The organism is Paraburkholderia sp. CNPSo 3281 (assembly GCF_024206515.1).
GTDB lineage: Bacteria > Pseudomonadota > Gammaproteobacteria > Burkholderiales > Burkholderiaceae > Paraburkholderia > Paraburkholderia nodosa.
On the sequence record NZ_JAMBPS010000004.1, the window covers coordinates 130,601 to 145,761 of the forward strand.

Annotated in this window: 8 protein-coding genes; 6 read left to right on the plus strand and 2 right to left on the minus strand. The window is 61.1% G+C overall.

Features of this window, described 5'->3' with window-relative positions:
* Nucleotides 1-51: 51 nt before the first annotated feature.
* A complete protein-coding gene (gene argG, locus M3I56_RS06525) occupies nucleotides 52-1,386 on the plus strand; it encodes an argininosuccinate synthase (RefSeq protein WP_069263475.1) in 1,335 nt (444 codons plus the stop codon).
* A gap of 48 nt (nucleotides 1,387-1,434) precedes the next feature.
* On the opposite strand, the gene M3I56_RS06530 is transcribed toward argG, so the two are convergent.
* Both M3I56_RS06530 and M3I56_RS06535 read right to left on the minus strand, forming a co-directional pair.
* Nucleotides 1,435-2,034 (minus strand): hypothetical protein, encoded by a 600-nt coding sequence (locus tag M3I56_RS06530; protein ID WP_254353064.1) that lies wholly within the window; start codon nucleotides 2,032-2,034, stop codon nucleotides 1,435-1,437.
* 275 nt (nucleotides 2,035-2,309) lie between these two features.
* Nucleotides 2,310-3,692, minus strand: coding sequence for a replication initiation protein (locus tag M3I56_RS06535; RefSeq protein ID WP_254353065.1), 1,383 nt, complete (start codon nucleotides 3,690-3,692; stop codon nucleotides 2,310-2,312).
* A 1,360-nt stretch (nucleotides 3,693-5,052) separates the two neighbouring features.
* On the opposite strand from M3I56_RS06535, the gene M3I56_RS06540 reads away from it, so the two are divergent.
* The 5 genes from M3I56_RS06540 (at nucleotide 5,053) to M3I56_RS06560 (ending at nucleotide 15,103) form a co-directional block, all read left to right on the plus strand.
* Entirely contained in the window at nucleotides 5,053-6,261 is a 1,209-nt protein-coding gene (locus M3I56_RS06540) for an AAA family ATPase (RefSeq protein WP_028208684.1), read from the plus strand.
* Nucleotides 6,258-7,256 (plus strand): ParB/RepB/Spo0J family partition protein, encoded by a 999-nt coding sequence (locus tag M3I56_RS06545; protein ID WP_254353066.1) that lies wholly within the window; start codon nucleotides 6,258-6,260, stop codon nucleotides 7,254-7,256. The genes M3I56_RS06540 and M3I56_RS06545 overlap by 4 nt, the downstream gene beginning before the upstream one ends.
* A 2,364-nt stretch (nucleotides 7,257-9,620) precedes the next feature.
* On the plus strand, nucleotides 9,621-10,871 hold the full coding sequence (locus M3I56_RS06550) for a DNA repair exonuclease (RefSeq protein ID WP_254353067.1): 1,251 nt from the start codon (nucleotides 9,621-9,623) through the stop codon (nucleotides 10,869-10,871).
* Between the two features lie 3 nt (nucleotides 10,872-10,874).
* Nucleotides 10,875-14,345: a YhaN family protein gene (locus M3I56_RS06555; RefSeq protein WP_254353068.1), complete on the plus strand. Its 3,471-nt coding sequence runs from the start codon at nucleotides 10,875-10,877 to the stop codon at nucleotides 14,343-14,345.
* Between the two features lie 362 nt (nucleotides 14,346-14,707).
* Complete coding sequence (locus tag M3I56_RS06560) at nucleotides 14,708-15,103, plus strand: H-NS family nucleoid-associated regulatory protein (protein ID WP_375541685.1); 396 nt, start codon at nucleotides 14,708-14,710, stop codon at nucleotides 15,101-15,103.
* The last annotated feature ends 58 nt before the right edge of the window (nucleotides 15,104-15,161 follow it).

Genomic DNA, 15,161 nt, shown 5'->3' on the forward strand with positions numbered 1-15,161 from the left:
GATTCGACCGAATTCCTTCCGCATTCTCGTTCTACCGGGTTCTTTCTCATCATGAGCACAATTCTTGAAAGCCTTCCGACCGGCCAAAAGGTCGGTATCGCCTTCTCCGGCGGCCTCGACACCAGCGCCGCGCTGCACTGGATGAAGCTCAAGGGCGCCGTGCCTTACGCCTATACGGCGAACCTGGGCCAGCCCGACGAAGACGACTACGATTCGATCCCGCGCCGCGCGACCGAATACGGCGCCGCCGGTGCACGCCTGATCGACTGCCGCGCGCAGCTCGTGGCGGAAGGCATCGCCGCCCTCCAGTGCGGCGCGTTCCACATCTCGACGGCCGGCGTGACGTACTTCAATACGACCCCGATTGGCCGCGCTGTGACGGGCACGATGCTCGTGGCGGCGATGAAGGAAGACGGCGTCAACATCTGGGGCGACGGTTCGACCTACAAGGGCAACGACATCGAGCGCTTCTACCGCTATGGCCTGCTCGTCAATCCGGACCTGAAGATCTACAAGCCGTGGCTCGACCAGCAGTTCATCGACGAACTGGGCGGCCGCTCGGAAATGTCGGAGTTCATGCGCCAGTCGGGCTTCGAATACAAGATGTCGGCTGAGAAGGCCTATTCGACCGACTCGAATCTGCTCGGCGCAACCCACGAAGCGAAGGACCTCGAAAGCCTGGAAAGCGGCATCAAGATCGTGAACCCGATCATGGGCGTGGCGTTCTGGCGCGACGACGTCAAGATCGACCGCGAAGAAGTGACGATCCGCTTCGAGGAAGGCCAGCCGGTCGCGCTGAACGGCCAGACTTTCCCGAACGCCGTGGAACTGCTGCTCGAAGCAAACCGGATCGGCGGCCGTCACGGTCTGGGCATGAGCGACCAGATCGAAAACCGCATCATCGAGGCGAAGAGCCGCGGCATCTACGAAGCCCCGGGTCTGGCGCTGCTCCACATCGCCTATGAGCGCCTTGTGACGGGCATCCACAACGAAGACACCATCGAGCAGTATCGCGAGAACGGCCGCCGTCTGGGCCGCCTGCTGTACCAGGGCCGCTGGTTCGACCCGCAAGCCATCATGCTGCGTGAAACGGCCCAGCACTGGGTGGCGCGCGCCATCACCGGCGAAGTGAAGATCGAACTGCGCCGCGGCAACGACTACTCGATCCTCAGCACGAAGTCGGACAACCTCACGTATCAGCCGGAGCGTCTGTCGATGGAGAAGGTCGCCTCGACATTCTCGCCGCGCGACCGTATCGGCCAGCTGACGATGCGCAACCTCGACATCACCGACACGCGCGAGAAGCTGCGTGTGTACTCGAAGGTCGGCCTGCTCGCGCCGGGCGCCGCTTATACGCTGCCGCAGCTGAACGACGAGAAGAAGTAAGGCGTCGTCGCTTCGTGAAGAAAGGGAAGGCACTGCGCCTTCCCTTTTTTATGTCTGCGCGGGTTTGCGGCTGGCGTTCGAGTTACCCAGAGATTTTGTTGGCAAGGCTGGCGACAACTCCCGTCCAACCGCACCAACCCCCTGTCGCATAAGGGTTTTCGGGCGACGCGTGGGGGAAAGGTGACATCGGGCAGCTCCCGCGTCCATCGTCACGCGCCCGGTGGTCGCCACCAGCAACAGACCGCGATGGCCGTTGTCAGTACGCACGGCGCGGTACAGGCCGTCTTCGGAAAAGGTCTGCCCTGGCTTGACCGGTTGCCAGGACATCTCTGCCTTGTGCATCGCTTCCCACTGCTCGCGCTCCTGGGGTGTCGAGGGGTAGTCGCGGTCGAACGTGATGCGGGTGGGGTTCTTGTAGTCCGAATGGAAATCGACATAGAGCGGACTGGACCGGATTCCGATGGCTTCCATCCGCATGAATGCGCCCGCATATAAATCGTAGGTGCCGGCAGAGAATTTATCGACCTGGTTCGTCTTGACCTTCAAAACCACGACACTATGCGGAGCGAGATTGACGTCGCCATCGTGAAACAGTGCGGTGTCAACCAAAGTCTGCCCAGCTAGACCAAGGCCGAACTTTGCTGACATGCCGCTCTGAAAAAATCACAGGGGATGACTCACGAGATGCTTCGGCGCTCATGTGCTCGAGCGCCGAAGCGCCTTGGTTAGATCAATGAGCCACGGTGGCGAGAGTTACCCACAGATTTCGTTGACAAGCTTGTGGAGAACGCCAGGAACGAGTGCCCTAACCCATTGATCGACTGGATATTTTCTGCCGCGTAAGCGCGGGAGGCAGTGACGGGCTGCAGGGAGGGCCGCAATACGCCCACCAGCATATCAGCCGTCAAGCGTATTGAAGACACTCACTGCGCGGCAAGCTGCTTCATCTTCCCGTAGACGAATTGCCCGAAGTACCACGACAGATCGGAGTGGTTGAGGATATTCATGTCGGAGAGCGCCCCCGCCTCGAGCTTCAGGCGGCGCAGCATGAGCTTGCCGGCCTGCGAGGCGATGTAGAGCCGCACCAGCTCCTTGCGGGTCTTCTCGTCGGCCGATTCGAAGTGCTCGCGGCCTTGCTTGACCTCCTCGTTGCGCTGCGAGCGCGCCTCTTCGTCGCGCGCCGCGATGCTCTGCTTCACCGCCGTGGTCGCCACCGTCCTGGCGGTCTCCTGAGCGGTCGCGGCCACGGCCAGCTCGCTCTGGATCGCCACCATCTTGCGCTCGGCCTCCGAGACCTGCCAGTCGTGGCTCAGCGCCTTCATCAGATAGCCCGCAGGGCTCTTGGTCACCTTGCCCTGGTTGAGCCGGAAACGCGTGTATTCGATGGCCTGCTGGATGCGCTCGTCGGTCCAGCTCATGCGATGCTCGGCGATCACGTCGAACTGCTTGTTGCTCAGGCCGAACTCATCCTTGAGCGTGAGCAGCAGGTCATGCGCGTCCGGCTGCCGGGAGAGCAGCGCGGCGACCGTGTCCTTGCGCTTCATCCGGAAACGGATCTTGTTGATTTTGCGCGAGGTTTCCGAGTCGGCCCGGGTTTCGTAGCTGAGGTCGATGTCCGATAGCTCGTTGATCTGGCGCACTGCCGGATCGAGATACTTGGGCCGGAAATGCTTGAACTCCGACGCGCTCGTACCGAGTTTGCCAGGCCAGCGCCGCATGACGTCGAGCTCGATCCAGTCGGTCAAACCGGCCGCCACGAAGGGCAACACGTAGTCGTAGATCGCGCGCGCGTAGGTTTGCGAGAACGACGCCGTGATGCACAGGTTCAGCCAGTGATGCTTGTCGGGCCCGGTGATGTGGCGCAGCATGAGCGGCGGGATGCGGAACTGGATGCGCCCCTTGCCGATCTTGACGCTGCCCATCAGCTGCTCGGAAATCCACTGGTCGTCTTCGCTCGGCGCGCGGTCGGGCGGCGTGTCGGTCACCTCGATCAGCACGCGCTGCGCTTCCTTGATGACGCTCTGCAAATGGCGCACGTTGCGGCTCTCATAGCGCATGAGCCACTTGAAGTAGTTCAGGTCGACGTCGTAGATGTCGCGCGGCGCGGGTTCCTGGGCGGCAATGAAATAGGCGGCGTCGATGAAACGGCGCGAAGACAGCCCAAGCCCATTGATGGCGACGAACACGTTGTTGCGCTGAAAACCGATCTCCCGCGTGCTCTCATTGATCGGCTGGCCGGACATCTCCTCAAAGAGACCCAGCGACATCTGCAGTGTTGTAGTCCTTCGCCCGCTCTCCTCCGACATACGCCCGCTCTCCCCGTCGACATTGGCGGGCACTCTATCACTCCGCAAACACAAGTCAACACAATAAACGTTACCTCAAACAGCCATGGAATTCGGCTCGCGCACAAAAAACGTACCTGATCGCACAAATATCTCTACAACAACGGCACATAAAACGGCACCTGGGTGCACATAAACTGGTGCAGTGCGCACATAGAACGGTGCTTTCGCAGAGCAAGTGTTTGAAATGAAAGAAAATGCATGCGTACGTTAGTTGGTTGGTGAGTTTTTATCTTTAAGTAAACAAACAAACCGCTCGCAAAAAAGATGCTCAACGCGAAATTTGACGTGTTGCGTCTCGCGATGCAGTCAGGGAATTCAAGGTGGATTAGCTTCGAAGCCCCGCGTGTAAAGGCTCCCAGCATTGGGACGCCTGAGCTCAATCTGGCCTTCGCCCGCCGAAACCCGCGGAAAGGTAACGATTTCTGTGCAGTTCCGGGGGTCTATGGAAGTGGTTTCTGTGCAGAACGTCGATTGACGATCCAGGATTGAACCGAATGCGATGACGGAGATCGGTGGGGCGCTACTCAGGGGTGGACTTTCCGGCGCGAGGAACGCAAGGCAACGGATTTTGTGCACGGGCGAGCGACGCCGTGATAGCAACGTTTTTTGTGCACATCCTGGAAGCCGACGCTGGAGGTAACGATTATTGTGCGGTCGCGGTGCGATAGCCTGGTTGTTTGCCGTCTGCGTGAGGTAACGAAATTTGTGCAACTTTGGCGTGGGGAGGCACGTCCCGGTCGAATAGGACCGCCTGGAGATAGTGAAATGGCGGCTGTACTGGGGCGCGCTAAGGAAATCGGGTAACGGTTTTTGTGCAATCCGGTGGCAGGGCGCGCGCCGCAAGCCTTTCTCAGCGAGCACGGTAACGGTTTTTGTGCAATTGTGGCCGGCCAGGCTGGGTAGCAGAAATCTGGAAGCACAAAAATCGTTACCCGGCCGCCAGATTCGAGCGTGCTGGGAGATCAGCCGCCCGAACTGCACAAAAACCGTGACTGCGCGAGGCGCATGCGAGCGATAAAGCCAGCACGGAAAGTTCCGCAGCCGGATTTGCACAAAAACCTCGACCGGCGTAGTGGCTGTGAAGTGCTCTGGCCCCGGCGATTTGCAAAAAAAACAGGCATGCCGGAGGGAAAGGGCCTACAGAGGCCTAGGTGACGTTGCCAGTTTCATTGGTACTTTGCCCTTGGGAATGTCCAACGAGGGCAACACAGGGCGTTTTGAAGGGTCATTTTTTTTTCATATCGCCCTCAATTAGTGTGTTTTCATACGCTTTTGCTGTATTCTACGCTTTATCCAAATTCTGATAAAAAGCGTATTAATGGCGAAAACTATCGAATTGCCGTCGATCGATCGACGTGTGGATCTTTCCGCGATCACTGAATTTGCAGAAGAGGCCGGTCGTCTATCTGAAGAGCTTCGGGAGATGATGCTGGCGCCGCGGCCGCGAAAGATGGCGCCCACATTCACGTCCGCTCAGGTCGCAGAGATGTGCGGCATTGATCGCATCAAACTGAACAACCTGCTTGCCACCCGCGAGGGCCTCCCGCAAGGCGTGGCACAGGGGTCCGGGCGCAGCCGGGTCTTCACCCTGCCCGAAGCGCGAACCTGGGTCCAGCAGGTTTCCGATATTTATCAGACACCGCTCCATACCGGCGTGCGCGATGCCGACGGCAAGGTGATTCTCGTTGCCAACTTCAAGGGCGGCTCGACGAAAACGACCACGACCATGTGTCTCGCCCAAGGCCTGACCTTGCGTGGCCGCAAGGTGCTGCTAATCGACCTGGATCCGCAAGCGTCGCTGACGGAACTCTGCGGTCTGTACGCCGAAAAGGAAGTGACTGAGGATAGCACGGTCCTGCCGTTCATCTACGACCCGCATATGGAAGGCGGTCTGCTGAATTTTGTGCAGGAAACTTACTGGGACGGGCTTGACGTCATTCCTGCGCACCCCACGCTGTTTTCCGCGGAGTTCCATATTCCCGGTACCGTGATCAAGAACCCGGGGTTCAAGTTCTGGGATCTGCTGCGCCAGGGGGTGGAGGTGCTGCGCAAGCAATACGACTACATCATTCTGGATACGGCGCCGTCGCTGTCCTATCTCACGATCAACGCGCTCATGGCCGCCGACGCCATGGTCATGCCGCTCGTGCCCGAAAGCCTGGACTTCATCAGCTCGGTCTCGTTCTGGAGCCTGTTTTCGGACCTCGCGCACACGATCATGGAACGCGGCGACGAGAAGACGTACGACTTCGTTTCCGTCCTGCTTTCCAAGGTCGACTACGGCAAGACGTCGTCGGCACCGGTCGTGCGCTCATGGGTGCAGCGGACTTACAAGGACTGGGTGAACGCGCTCGAGGTGCCGGCCAGCTCCGCGATGAGTAACGGCGCACTCGCCATGGCTACCGTGTTCGACATCAGCAAGGGAGACCTCGCTGACAAGACGGTGGCGCGCGTGCGTCAGCCGCTGACTGATTACGTACAGTGGATCGACGATCTCTACGTAGAACAATGGAGGGCCGGCAAGTGAGTTCATTCCGCGACAAGATGGCGGCGAAGACCCGTGAACTCGGTTCGTCGTCGGAGCGGCCAGCGGCCGAACGGCCCGCAGCCGTCGCTCCGGCCGAACCGCCGCGCCGCAGCAGCGCGTTCAAGACCGGGCCCGGCATGCTCGGCGCGTTGGCGGTGGCGCAGCAGCGCATCCAGGAACTGGAGAACACGAGTGACAAGCTCACGCTTCCGGTGAACGCGATTCAGCCGAACCCGTGGCAGCCGCGCAAGATTTTCAGCGACGAGGGCCTTGCCTCGTTAGCCGAATCGATCCGTGAAGTCGGGCTTATCGAGCCGATCGTCGTGCGCCGTGCGGAGAACGGCTATCAGCTGATCGCCGGCGAACGACGTCTTCGTGCGCACGCCCTGATTCAGGCGCAGGACATTCGTGCCTCCGTGATCGAGTGCTCCGATCAGGACATGGCAGTGCTCGCGCTCGTGGAAAACGTTGGCCGCGAAGACCTCACCGATTACGAGATTGGGCAATCGCTGCGTCGCGCCGAACGGGAGTTTCCGACGCGCAAGCGCATGGCCGAGGCGTTGGGAATGTCGCGCAAAGGCCTGTACCGGTTCTTGGCCTTTGAAAATCTGCCGGATTTCATCCGACGCGATCTTGATTTGAATCCGCGTCTGCTCGGCGGGTCGGCCGCTGACGAGGTTGTTTCGGCAATCAAGAAGTTCGGCTCAGCGGGTCATTCGGCAGCGCGCGAGTTGTGGCCGGCCGTGGTCGGCCGGACGTTGGATCAAGGCAAGCTGGCCGCAGCGATCGGAGCGCAAGCCAGTCGGGGGGAGTCGACCGAAAGCGTATCCGAGCGCAGCATCGAGAAGATTTTTTCGGGCAAGAGCCACGCCGGCAGCATTACCAAAGACACCAACAGCTTTACGGTGAAGCTCAAGACGGGCGTGTTGTCGGATGCCCAGGAAACGCAAATCCGGGAGCTGATTAGTCAGCTGTTCAATGTGAAACCCGGCTGATTCTTGAGGTTGTTGATGGAGATGGGAGCCCGCTTCGGCGGGCTTTTTCTTTTTGCGGGTTAGATTGTGTGTCGAGTTGACACACAGCCGCTCGGCGGACGAGAGGGGCGTGCGGGGGATGAGCGTGTGTCGAGTCGACACATGGGCAAGGTGAGTCGTGGCGGGAAGGTGTGGGCTATGAGAATGCTGTGCGTGGCGCGCGGATTCCAGTTCTGGCCAGGGCGTCGAGGGTTGGTTGTAGGGACCGGCGTATCAAGGCGTTGTGCTCGTCGACGTGGCTCGTGTGTCGAGTCGACACACGCGGACCGTGGCTGCAAACCGCGAGAGCCATGGGACGCACGATAGTGCGCATGGGGTGAGGTCATCTCCCCAGCGCGTTCATCGTGCTGTGTGTAAGAGCGAGAGGGCGATCCATCGCCTGTTCGGTCTCCAGCTGACTTGCCGCCCGGATCAGTGTGTCGAGTCGACACACTGTCGCTGCTTCCTCGCCGTCGTCGCCTGAGGGGATCGCGATCCAAGACTCGCCTCATCGGCGGCAGAACGAAAACAAGGCATAAGCTCATCTCCCCGGCTGCACACATCGTGCGGTGCGCGGGACCATGATCCATCGCGCCGGTGCTGATTAGCTGGCAGAGGCGGTGTGTCGAATCGACACACGGTCGTTGGCTCCCCGCAGCAGTGGCCTCAGGCGACTGTGATCTGGGACATGCCAGATCGGTGGCGTGCGCGGTTCGTGAGGAAGCGAATACGTCCAAAGCGCTTGCCCCCCCACGTGTGAAAAAGCGATCCGCTCGCGCAGACGTCTCCAGCGCCGGCCGCCTCGGTTGCAATCAGCGTAGACAGCGCGTGCCTCGTATCGAGCGCGCCCGTGTGCCGCTCGACACACCGCCGGCCGAGATCAAGCCGCTTTGAAGAATTGGAGAGGCGCCATATTCGGCATCGCCTCCTAAAGAACAAGTGCTGCTGGCAATAGGCGGGGGCCTGGCCATTGCATGGTCCAGTGGGCTACATCGAACGATGTACCGGCCACACCCATAACTTGCAGTTGCTGAGTGCCGCATGCACCAACCGCCACGATGTGCCAACTCCTGGTTTGCCCCGCGAATCGCCAGGACGGAGACCCATCCACGTGGCCTGGAGGCATGGCTTTCGAACAACGCCGATCTTGATTCGCCCTGACACCTTCTCGGCAATGAGCGCCCGCCCCACGCGCCACAACGAATTTCACGCTTTGCGTTGATGCCGAATCGGTGTGCGGGCGCAGTCCGCCCGTTTAGCCGACGTCTTGACGGCGACGGGCCGCACCATGTCCTCGCATCCGTCGCTTGCGCTTTGCATTGAGATTCCAACCCGATTGCCTCCGGCATAGCCGAAGCAGCGCCGCCCAGTCATTCTCATGCGACGCTTCTTTTCGGGAGGACCGGCAGGCAAGCGGGTGACAGGATGGATAGCCTGCAGGTCAAAGGCGAGCCCGTTGTGTTCGGCGTGGGAGCGGGGTAGTACCGCTCGTCACGGTGACGTACCACGGCGCTTGATCTCCGCGCTCCTGTGCTGAGCTCGTGCGGTTACTCGTTCCTCAGCCGGCAAGCGACAGTGGAGCACGACTGCTCGTCACTGTATAAATCCCCTTCATCCGTTCAACAGCCGGGTATCGCAAATGCAACTAACCGACAAATCCGTTCAGTGCCACCGAGGACGAGGCGAGCAACGTAGGACGCGCGCCCAGTGCTCCGGCCACCTAAAACGAGAAAGCAAAGTAGCGATCGGCGCGCCAACATCGAGGATATACAGCAGAGGAGCCGAGCACCTCAGATAGGCGAGCCAACCGCACATCGACCTAAACGAGGAGAACAACAGCACCATCGCAGAAAGCTAAACGGCGCGTCGCGCCGATCCTGCCTCAGAAAGCCATCAACTGGCGTGAAACAATTCTCTCTAAACTGAAAAATCGGCGAAACTCTTATCCCACGGGCGTTTTATGCCTGAAACAATCCAAATTCTAGTACTTGTTTCACGCGTATAACGGCTCTCCGACCCCGAAACACGATCAGAAGGGTGGCCAACGAGCTAAAGCCCACCTCATCGGCACTAATCGTATATTTCACTACGTATTTTGTAGTTTTCGAACTTAGGGCGATGCGATGTGCGAAGCAGCGCTTCACCCTCGACGCACGACATTACCCGAATCCGACCCATCCGCGTCGATTAAAATTGGGCCCCATTGCCGAGCCCCACTCCAGGGCTTCGCGATCCGGGCTCACAGTCATGCCCAAATCGCCAGCGCGCGTCACTTGCCGTTCGCGCGATCAAACAGCAATCGCCCTTTCTCCATCCGGCGCCCGCAAACACAATAGAGGACACGTCGTGAAGTTCATCCACGCGGCAGACCTACACCTCGACAGCCCGCTACATGGCCTGAGCGCCTATCCCGATGCGCCGGTCGCCCAATTGCGCAATGCCACGCGGGAGGCGTTGCGCCTGCTCGTCGATCGGGCCATCGAAGAAGAGGTCGCGTTCGTCGTCATCGCCGGCGATCTCTACGACGGCGACTGGAAGGACCACAACACCGGCATCTTCTTCGGCCAGCAGATGGGACGTCTGCGCAAGGCCGGCATTCGCGTCTTCGCGTTGTGGGGCAACCACGACGCGGAAAGCGAAATGACCAGGAAGCTCACATTGCCGGACAACGTGGTGGTGTTCAATCATCGCAAGCCTGAAACCCACGCGCTGGACGACATCAAGGTGGCGCTGCATGGACAGAGCTTCAAGGACAAGGTCGTGGTGGAGAATCTCGCCGTGGGCTACCCATCGCCGGTTTCCGGTTACTACAACATCGGTGTGCTCCATTCCGCGCTCGAAGGCTATGCCGCGCACGCGACCTACGCGCCATGCACGCGTTCCGAATTGCACGCGAAGGGCTACGACTACTGGGCGCTCGGCCACGTCCACGAATTTCAGCAGTGGGCGGAAGAGTCGACCATCGTATTCCCCGGCAATCTGCAGGGCCGGCACATCCGCGAAACGGGACGCCGGGGCGCCGTACTCGTGAACGTCGAGGGCGGCCGCACGGAGGTCGAGCGTCTCTATCTCGACGTGCTGCGCTGGGAGTCGGTGCGTGTCGATGCGAGCGACTGCGAAAGCGTCGCGGATCTGTCGCGCAAGATCGGCGCTGCGCTCGAAATGCTGCTGTCCGTAGACGCGCACGTGCCGCGCGCGGTGCGCGTGACGGTGACGGGCAAGTCGCCGGCACATGGACTCTTTTTCGGGCGCGCTACGCAACTGCGCGCGGAAGTGCTCAACCAGATCGGCATTATCGGCAATGACAAGCTGTGGCTGGAAAAGGTCAGGCTCGAAACGAGCGCGGCCGATACGGCTGCTGCACAGAACGAGCAGATCGAAGCGCTCGCCGATCTCAAACTGCTACTCGAAGCCGCCACGCAAGACGCCGAATTTCTCGCGCTGCTCGAACGCGATTTGCGCGCCTTCGTCGGCAAGGTGCGCAGCGAAGTGAAAGAAGACGCGCCACTGCTCGAACTCGCCCGCGAGAGCAAACTCGCCGCGCTGGTGGAGCAGGTCGGCCCCGCGCTGCTTGCGCGTCTTTCCACGGGAGAATGACCAGTGCGTCTCAAGCAACTCGATTTAATCAAATACGGCAAGTTCACCGATACGACCCTGCCGTTTCCCCACGCGGCGCACGATTTCCACGTCATCGTGGGGCCGAACGAAGCGGGCAAGTCCACAGTGCGGACCGCTGTTTCGGAGTTGTTGTTCGGCATGCGCCTGCAAACGCCGCTCGATTTTCTCCATAACACGCCGGAACTGCGCATTGGCGGCGTGCTGGAAAACGGCGCGGCCGAGCAACGATTTCATCGCGCGCGCGGCCGCAACTCGCTGCGCTCCCCGCAAGACGACAAACTGCCCGACGACTTTCTCGCCGCATTTCTCGATGGCACGAGCAAGGAGTTCTTCGAGCAGATGTTTGGCCTCGATCATGCGCGGCTCGTTGAAGGCGGGCGCAGCATTCTCGACGCATCGGACAAGCTCGGCCAGGTGTTGTTCGAATCGGCGGCGGGTGTGGGGAGCCTCGGGCCCGTGCGCGAGGAGCTCGAGAATCGCGCGGCCGAACTTTGGGCTCCACGACGCAGCGGCAGTGCGTACGCACAAGCGGAAACGTCGTTCGCCGAGGCAACGAGCGAACTGAAGGCCGCGCAGGTGCGCACGCGCGATTGGGTCGAGAAGAAAGACGCGCTCGAAACGGTCGAACAGGCTATCGAGCATTTGCGCGCCGAGCAGCGCAGCCTCGAGTCGCAGCGCTCGAAGCTCGAACGCGTGCGCCGCCTCGCTCCCTATATAGAAGAGCTTTCGCTCAAGCAGAACGAGTTGGCCGCATTGGGCGAGGTCGTCGATTTACCGCCCACCGCGCATGCCGATCTGTTAAAGGCGCAAGCCGACATTGCCGCCGAGCGCAAAGTGCAGGAAGCGCGCCAGGCCGATCTAGCCGGCAAAGAAGCGTCACGTGATGCGATCGAGCCCGATCGTGCGGCACTTGCGCTCGCCGCTGAAATCGACGCGCTCGACGCGCTGCGCGGCGAATGCGTCAATCATCCGCGCGAATTGCTGGTGCGTGAAACCGAGATCCGCAACCATCTCGACGCCGCGTTCGCGGCTGCGGCACAGCTTGGCTGGCCGGATGACGAAGCCGCATTGCGCGCGGCGTTGCCGGGCGCGCTCGCGCTGAAGACGGTGACGAACCTGCTGCGCGATCACGGTCTTCGCGAGCAGGCGCTCACGACGGCGCGCGAGGCACATGACGAACAGACGCGCAAGCTCGCACAACTGCAGGAGCAGCTTGTGCGCCTGCCCGGCATCGACGTGCCGCATGCGTTGCACGCCGCGCTCGACGATGCACGCGAATTCCGCAACAGCGTGACGAAGGAAAGCGCGCTCGAGCGCGAACTGGCGGATGCGCAGCGCACGGTTGAAGAGAAATGCCAACTACTGGGCCAGTGGAGCAAGCCGGTGGCAGCGCTGCGCGCGCTCGACCTGCCATCGGCCACGCGCCTGGCCGCCCTGCAAAAGGAAGAAAGCGAGCGCATGAGCGCGGTGGCCGCAGCGCGAGAAGCGGCCGCGGCCGCGCAAGAAGATGTCGAGCGTTTCGAACTGCAGGAGACGCATTTCACGCAGGGCAACAAGGTTGTCACGACCACGCAAGTCCAGGCGGCGCGTACGCGCCGCGATAGTGCGTGGGACGAAGTCAAGGCGGCGCGCGTCAGTCTCGCGGATGGTGCGCCTGCCGTGGACGACGCGATGCGCCTCGCCGACGAACTCGTCGACGCGCAACTCGGCACTTCGCAGGCGGCGGCCACATTGCAGAATTTGCGTCAGCAAGTCGAAATAGCGCGCGCGAATGCGCAGCGCAAGCTGGCAGCATTACGCGAACGCGAGCGCGAACTCGAAGCCTTTCGCAACACCTGGACGCAAATTGCCATTGACGCGCAACTGCCTGGCATGCCGCTTGCGGATATGGGCGCGTGGCTCGCGAATCGCGAAGCGGCACTCAATGCACAGAGTGAAAGCGATCGCCGCGCGAGCGAGCTTGAAGCGCGTCGAGCGGCGCGCATCGCCGCGCATGCGGCGCTACTCGAAACCTTGCGCCCCGTGGCGCAGGCGAATGAAGACGATGCGCTGACGACATTGATCGGCATGGCGGACACCGTCGTGCAATCGGCTCAAAAGAGCGCCGTGCAGCGCGAAGGTCTCGAAGCGCACATTCGCGACGCCGAACGCGCGAGCGAAGCTGCGCAATCCCGTTTGACGATTGAACAGGATGCCTATGCAAAGTGGCAGACGCAATGGCGCGAGGCGCTCGCCCAAGCGAATCTCGGCGCGCGCGCGGCAACGCTCGCGGCGGCGGAAGGCGCCGTTGAACTCGCCAATGCCATTGCAGCCGCTTTTTCGGACGCCGAAGCACCCCGCAACCGCATTCGTGCGATCCGCACACAATTAGCGATGCTGGAAACCGACGCGCGACGCCTCGCCGAGGTGCTCGCGCCCGATTGGCCCGCGTCGAGCGATGGCATTGACGTGACGCGTCAGCTTGCAGCGCGACTCGCTACCGCGCGCGAAACGGCGAAAACCCTCGCCCAGGCCGATGCCGACGTGCAGGTTGCCCGCACGCGCGTAGCCGATGCCGCCGCGGCGGTGGCGGGCGCACAGGCGCGCATCGAACCCATTCTGAGGCTCGCGGGCGCAAACGAAATCGACGCGGCATTGCCGCTCGCCGAGCGTTCTGACGCGCGCCGCGCGCTGTCGAAAGCGATCTCGGCGGCGCGGGACACGCTCGTGCGCGAAGGCGACGGCCTTGCGCAGGAGGCCATCGCAGCGGAGATCGCGGAGCAACCCATCACCGAGGTGCCCGCGCTGCTCGCAACCGTGAACCAGAAACGCGAAACCGGCGAGCGCGCGTTGAGCGAGTGCCTGCAGCAACAGGTGAGCGCGAGGCAGGCGTTCGACGCGATCAACGGCCAGGCCAATGCCGCGCTCGCCGAAGCAAAGCGCCAGGAAGCCCTGAGCGCAATGGGCGAAGCCGCGGAGCAATATCTCGAAGCCGCGACTGCGAGCCGCCTGCTCAAATGGGCAACGGATCGCTATCGCGACCAGAAGCAGGGGCCGATGCTGCGTCGCGCGGGTGAAATATTCAGCGGACTCACGCTCGGTGATTTCGCGAGGCTCGTAGTGGATAACGAACGCAATCCGCCCGCATTGCATGCGCGCCGCAGCAATGGCAAAACCGTGGAAGTGAGTGGAATGAGTGAAGGCACGCGCGACCAGCTTTTTCTCGCGCTGCGCATCGCGGCCCTCGAATTGCAACTGGTGAACAAGGCGGCGCTGCCCTTCGTTGCCGACGACCTCTTCATCAATTTCGACGACGAGCGCGCAAAGGCCGGTTTCGCGGCATTACGGAATCTCTCCGCGAAAACCCAGGTGTTGTTTCTCACGCACCACGATCACCTTTTGCCCATGATTCGCGAGATATTTGGCGCGCAGGTCAATGTCGTCGAATTGCAGCGCGCGCCTGCCGTTGCGTAGCGGTGCGAATGTTGCTCAATGAAAATTCATGAGGACTTTGTTTGCAGAATGATCAATAGTCTGATCAGGAAACATGTTTTCCACTACAAAACATTCGTTTAAATTTGCCAGCATGCGTAATTTGACTTCATAATCACCTTGTCTTTCGCGACGCCCCGGCCAACAAGATCGCAATTCGATCGGCCAGTGACGGTTGAAGGGTGTCCGTAAAAACCGTGAATAAGGAGGTGTGAATGGTCACCCTGGATGCAATTCAATCGAAGATCGCAAAGCTGCAAAAGCAGGCTGAATCGATCGTGGAAAAACAAGCGTCGGTCGGTCTCACGAAAATTCGCGATCTGATGGCCAGACATGGCCTGAGCGTGGCCGACATCGACCGTTTTATCGGCAAGAAGCGCGGCCGCAAGCCTGGTAAAGGCGTCAAAGCCGCCGGTGCAAAGCGCACTGTTGCAGCCAAATACGCCGATCCGAAAACGGGCGCCACGTGGACGGGCCGCGGCCGTGCGCCGGCATGGATTCGCGACGTGAAAGACCGTTCGAAATTCCTGATCGACGGCAGCGCGGCAAAGGTCGCTACGAAGGCCGCTACCAAGGTCGCACGCAAACCGCGCGCCAATGCGGCGGCGGTGAAAAAGACCGCGGCGAAGCGCGCCAAGGCCGCGCCCGCGAAGAAAGCCGCACCCGCAAAACGGGCGGCGCGTAAAACGGCAGGCCGTAGAACTGCCGCAAAGCCGGCACAAGCCGCAGCGGCTGCTTAATAAAGCCGCTGAGAAAAGCGCATAAGCGATATTCGCTTGCGAACCGGTGGCCGCGCCC

What these genes read in the sequence shown, in the direction of transcription:
- argG (WP_069263475.1), top strand. Translation starts at nt 52, where the DNA reads ATGAGCACAATTCTTGAAAGCCTTCCGACCGGCCAAAAGGTCGGTATC.
- M3I56_RS06530 (WP_254353064.1), bottom strand. Translation starts at nt 2,034, where the DNA reads ATGTCAGCAAAGTTCGGCCTTGGTCTAGCTGGGCAGACTTTGGTTGAC.
- M3I56_RS06535 (WP_254353065.1), bottom strand. Translation starts at nt 3,692, where the DNA reads ATGTCGGAGGAGAGCGGGCGAAGGACTACAACACTGCAGATGTCGCTG.
- M3I56_RS06540 (WP_028208684.1), top strand. Translation starts at nt 5,053, where the DNA reads ATGGCGAAAACTATCGAATTGCCGTCGATCGATCGACGTGTGGATCTT.